Source organism: Pseudoalteromonas sp. SR45-5, from assembly GCF_014163565.1.
GTDB lineage: Bacteria > Pseudomonadota > Gammaproteobacteria > Enterobacterales > Alteromonadaceae > Pseudoalteromonas > Pseudoalteromonas distincta.
Genome location: NZ_JACJDN010000251.1, coordinates 1 through 5,470, shown reverse-complemented (window position 1 = coordinate 5,470; position 5,470 = coordinate 1). Strand labels below are relative to the sequence as shown.

Below are 5,470 nucleotides of genomic sequence, written 5' to 3'. Positions count from 1 at the left end.
GTTTGTAATTAAGCTTGTTTAGCTTTTAAACGCGCTAAACGTGCTACTTGGTGAGTAGACGTTAAGAACGAGTAAATTGGTGCTAAGTAACCACGTTTACGAAGCTCTAAGAAATCAGCATCGCTTAACTCGTTTAGTTTTTTCTCATCGATAAGGTAAATACCGTTGATGTCTTTTTTCTCGCCTTTAATGTCTACTGTTAGCGTTTGCGCAATTAGTAGCTCTTTATCAGCAAGGAATTTAGTGAACGCTTCAGTTACTTGAGAAAACTCAATAAATGATACTAGCGCTTCTTTACGACGTTTTAGGTAATCTGTTTCTTCGCCGTTTTCAAATAATGCATTACCTTCGTCTTCACCAACAAGCGCACTTGCTTCGTCAATTACGATACCGTATTGATCTTGATCTGGGTGTTTAACTAAACCAAGTGGGTAACGAGTAGATGCCATAGGTGCAAATGCTGCAGTCCATTTACCATCTTCTACAAAAAGGTTTTCGCCTGGCTCTAAGCCAAACATAGCAACTGCTTGAAAAGTGCCGGTTTCGTTATTTTTAACGAATGACATTGGAAACTCGTTTGCTACACGTGCAAACTCATGTGCAACTACTGGCACTAAGTGTTGAGTTTTCATGAATTCTACATTGATGCCGTTTTGAATTTTAGTGTTGGCATGTTTTTCGTTGTGTAAAGGCTGTACTTGTTGCTCCGCCATGTTACTGCTCCGTTTATTTTAATTTATATGTTTCATTGTTAATGCCTTTAGGCTAATGCTTTTGAGCTAAAAAAGGAAGGGAAACTTTTATGACAACAATCATGAAAAAATAAAATTTAACTAAATCTGAACGTTGCTAAAAAACATACAGCTCAAACTCATAAATTTTGTTCAAAAACAACACACTTCATGGTTAATTTTAATACAAACCAAAGTTATTCATTAACATTGGTTAACAGTTCAAAGCTATTTTTTTGCAGTGTTTAGGCTTAAATTTAAGCAAATAAAAAAGGCCGCTTATATAAGCGGCCTTCAAAAGTTAAATTGGCATCTAAATTAAGGCGCCCAATATACTTCAATATTTATACTTGGGTGATTAAGCACGGCGCGAAGTGGCATGTCATTAACATCGCCGCCCGCTTTTGCTTGCTTATAAACAGCGAGTTTTTCTTCACCGCTAATTAAAAGCTTAACCACTTTAGATTGCGCAATGGCATTTAAAGTTAATGTCATTCGCTCAGTAATACTACCCGTCACATCACTTTGTATCGCATTAATCGCACATACTGTTTGCTCAGTTGTTAAACCATGCTCTAAACCGTCTGCATTTGGGAATAACGACGCTGTATGGCCATCTGGGCCCATACCTAAAATAGTTACATCATATGGGCTTTTTAGCTCGCTATAAGCCGCTTCACACTCTTGTGCGCCCTGTTGAGCCGTTGCTGCAGCGTTCTTCATAGTAATAAAGTTGGCAGCACTACCATGATTTTGTAATAAAGTACTTTTAATAAATGCTTCATTACTTTTTTCATGGTTTGGATCTACCCAACGCTCATCAACCATAGCAACATCAACATGTTGCCAATCTAAATCAAGCGTTGATAAATGCTTATAAGCGGGTGCTGGCGACGAGCCACCTGATACCATGAGTACAGCACGGCCATCGTTTTTAATACCATCACGTAGTGATTGCTCAAGCGTTGCAGAAAGCTCAGCTGTTAACGCGTCTTTATCGTCAAAAAACTTTTCAACTAGTGTTGCCATGCTTATACCTTATCGCCTGTGTTAAACCATACATGATTGTTTTCTGCCAATAATTCATCAGCATCATCAGGTCCCCAGCTACCAGCACGGTAAAGCGCAGGCTTGCCTTTGTCTTGCCAACGGTCGATGATTGGATCAATCCACTTCCACGCTTGACGAACTTCATCACGGTGAATAAATAACGACGGGTTATCAGCAGCGGCATCAAGCATTAAACGCTTGTACGCATCTGAGTGGAAACCATTGCTGTAAGCTTGTGAAAGCTCAATATTCATTGTTACTGGCTCAAGTTGCATTTGAAGATTATCAAGGCGCTTAGACATAAGCGTTAGTTGAATTGTTTCTTCTGGCTGCAAACGAATAACAAGACGATTTGGCTCGATATTACCCACGTTATCTTCGTAGATATTGTGAGATACTTTTTTGTATTCAACCACAATTTCTGCACAGCGCTTAGCCATACGTTTACCCGTACGAAGGTAAAATGGAACACCTGCCCAGCGCCAGTTATCAATATGCGCGCGAATAGCTACAAACGTTTCTGTTTTACTAGAACCTTCATTTAGCTCTTCTAAGTAACCCGGTACAATTTTACCGTTTAAGTCACCTGGTACGTATTGACCACGAACAATATTTTCATCAACATCACCATCTACAAGCGGGCGAAGTGCTTCTAATACTTTTAGTTTTTCGTTACGAATGCTGTTAGCGTTAAGCTTATTAGGCGACTCCATTGCAACTAAGCAAAGTAGTTGTAATAAGTGGTTTTGAACCATGTCACGAAGTGCACCGGCTTTATCATAAAAACCAGCGCGGCTTTCAAGGCCAACCGTTTCTGATAAGCTAATTTGAATATTATCAATAGATTTAGCATCCCACATATTTTCAAACAATGAGTTTGAAAAACGCAGCGCCATTAAGTTTTGTACTGTTTCTTTACCTAAGTAATGGTCAATACGGAAAATTTGTTCTTCATTAAAAAACTCTGCAATTTTTCCATTAATTGCTTCAGCAGAATCACCGCAATAACCAATTGGCTTTTCAACAACAACGCGTGATGTAGGGGTAATTAAACCTTTAGTCGATAATATTTCACAACATGTGCCGTAAACAGCAGGCGGAAGCGATAAGTAAAACACGCGAGACTTAGTGCTTTCGTGCTCATCTAAAATGCCTTTTAGTACATCCCAGTTGTCGTCTGCTTCTGTAACATTACTTACCACTGGCTCTAAAAAAGTAGAAAACGCTTTCCAATCTTTAGCGTTAAACTCACCTTTGCTTAAAAATTCTTGTAATGCTTTATGCGCTGTTTCTATGTATTCAGCACGTTTCGATTCTTCGCGCACTGTTGGTAGGATACGTGAGCCTTCAGGTAAGTTACCTTCTTGATATGCTCTGTACATTGCAGGTAGCAATTTGCGTAACGCAAGATCACCACCGCCCCCAAAAATTATAATATCAAAAGGATTAAGCATAGTTACTCTCTACGTTGTGATACCCAGTACATTTTGTAAATGCGCGGGTATGCCTATTTATTGCTAGATTAGATGGCTTTTATAGCTGTATTTAAATAAAAGCCTGCTGAATTGTTCTGTATCGATGATTTATTATTATTGTTTATCATTGCGCTAATTAAATGAGCCTTAGGGGCCCTGTATCTCCTCTCACAAAAATACAGACCCTAAGCACTCCAGCGCTACCCGTTCAAAGGTACTCGGTTTACTTACTTGCGTAAGCGAATTTTTTACTGCGTACGGTTTTGTTTGTAGTACGCCATTAAGCCGTTTGTAGAACTATCATGAGCGTGTTTCACGCTATCATCAGTGAGTTCACTCTCAATTTTAGATGCTAAACCTTTACCCAGCTCTACACCCCATTGGTCAAACGAGCATATTTCTAAAATAATGCCTTGGCAAAATATCTTATGCTCATACAGTGCAATTAAACGGCCCACTGTTTTAGCATCTACTGTATCTAATAGCATAGACGTTGTAGGACGATTGCCTTGATGAATTTTATGATTTAATAACTCATCAATCTCTGCTTGCGATTTACCCTTAGCGGTTAAATCAGCTGTAACTTGCGCTGCATCTACACCACTCATCATCGCTTCTGTTTGAGCAAAGAAGTTCGATAATAAAATATCGTGATGCTTATCAACATTCACTTGTGGCTTAACTGATGCAATAAAATCTGCAGGTACAATTACATTACCTTGGTGTAAACACTGATAAAATGCGTGCTGGCCATTAATACCCGTCATGCCCCAAATAATTGGAACCGTAGTATAAGGTACCGTTTCGCCTGCAAAGTTAACGTGTTTACCGTTACTTTCCATTTCGCCTTGCTGTAAATACGCAGGCAACATATGCAGTGCTTGATCGTACGGTAATATAGCTTGCGCTGTATAACCTAAAAAGCTCGTATTCCATACACTAAGCAATGCCATAATTAATGGTATATTTTGCTCAAACGGCGCTGATTTAAAGTGCTCGTCTATTTCAAACGCACCTTCTAAAATTGCTTCAAAGGCGTCGTACCCTAAATATAAAGCAATTGGTAAGCCTATCGCACTCCAAAGTGAAAAGCGACCACCAACCCAATCCCACATAGTGAATACGTTTTCGTCGCTGATACCAAAGGCTGCCGTTTTTTCTAAATTTGTACTTACTGCAACAAAATGCTTTGCAATTGTACTTTCATCTTTTGTTGTTTGTAAAAACCAGTCAACCGCCGTCTTTGCGTTTGTCATGGTTTCTGACGTAGTAAATGTTTTTGACGAAATAACAAATAATGTTGTTTCAGGGTCAATGGCTTTTAATATAGACGAAATTTGTACACCGTCAGCATTAGATACGTAGTGAACATTTAACGTATCATCAGCAAGTGCTTTTAATGCCTCAGTTGCCATTTGTGGACCAAGGTTAGAGCCACCAACACCAATACTTACAACATCTTTTACCGCTTTGCCGGTATAGCCTAACCATTTACCGCTACGAACTTTTTCTACAAACACTTTAATTTTAGCTAACTCGTTGTCTACGGCTTGTGTCACGTTTTCGCCATCAACAATTAATGGAGTGTGAGCACGATTACGAAGTGCCGTATGCAAAACTGAGCGATCCTCAGTGATATTTATTTTTTCACCGCTAAACATTTTATCGCGCCACGATGCAATATCGCATTCTTTAGCAAGCGACATTAAGTTAGCAAAAACATCATTATCAATAAGTTGCTTAGAATAGTCGAATAATACGCCTGGTACTTGAGTAGAAAACTGAGAAAAGCGCGTGTCATCTTGTGCAAATAACGTTTTTAGATGTGTTTGTTTCATCTTAGCTGCACTTTGTTCTAGTGCTTGCCAACTTGCTAGTTGCGTTCGGTTAGACATGGAAATATCCTCTATTTTTTTCAATCAATTGATTTAAAAATGTTTTTTATAAAAGCAAAACTCTTAATACTACTTATTCACACTAAATTAAAGCGCAAATAGTATAACTAAAAATGCAAAAAAAGTGCTGTTTTTATAATTTTATGTGCAGATGATAACGCAATTTTTAGCTTTTGACACCGGTATCATAAAAATTTTATAAATTAATTTACCTGTAATTTTAAAGGCAACGGCATAGCTTAATCAATCAAAATGAAATATTGATGAATTTTTATAAGCGCTGCTAATTACTTTTCATAGTTATTCACTAATTACTGTA

At 38.2% G+C, this 5,470-nt stretch carries 4 protein-coding genes; all 4 read right to left on the bottom strand.

Annotation, left to right across the window (positions count from 1 at the left end; all coding sequences use genetic code 11):
* Window positions 1–8 precede the first annotated feature (8 nt).
* Complete coding sequence (locus H5072_RS10790) at window positions 9–713, bottom strand: SapC family protein (RefSeq protein ID WP_024597622.1); 705 nt, start codon at window positions 711–713, stop codon at window positions 9–11.
* Window positions 714–1,049: 336 nt separating this feature from the next.
* Window positions 1,050–1,760, bottom strand: coding sequence for a 6-phosphogluconolactonase (gene pgl, locus H5072_RS10785; protein WP_182693523.1), 711 nt, complete (start codon window positions 1,758–1,760; stop codon window positions 1,050–1,052).
* Between the two features lie 2 nt (window positions 1,761–1,762).
* Window positions 1,763–3,235: a glucose-6-phosphate dehydrogenase gene (zwf, locus tag H5072_RS10780; protein ID WP_182693522.1), complete on the bottom strand. Its 1,473-nt coding sequence runs from the start codon at window positions 3,233–3,235 to the stop codon at window positions 1,763–1,765.
* 269 nt (window positions 3,236–3,504) lie between these two features.
* Window positions 3,505–5,151, bottom strand: coding sequence for a glucose-6-phosphate isomerase (gene pgi, locus H5072_RS10775; RefSeq protein WP_039487336.1), 1,647 nt, complete (start codon window positions 5,149–5,151; stop codon window positions 3,505–3,507).
* Window positions 5,152–5,470: the final 319 nt, after the last annotated feature.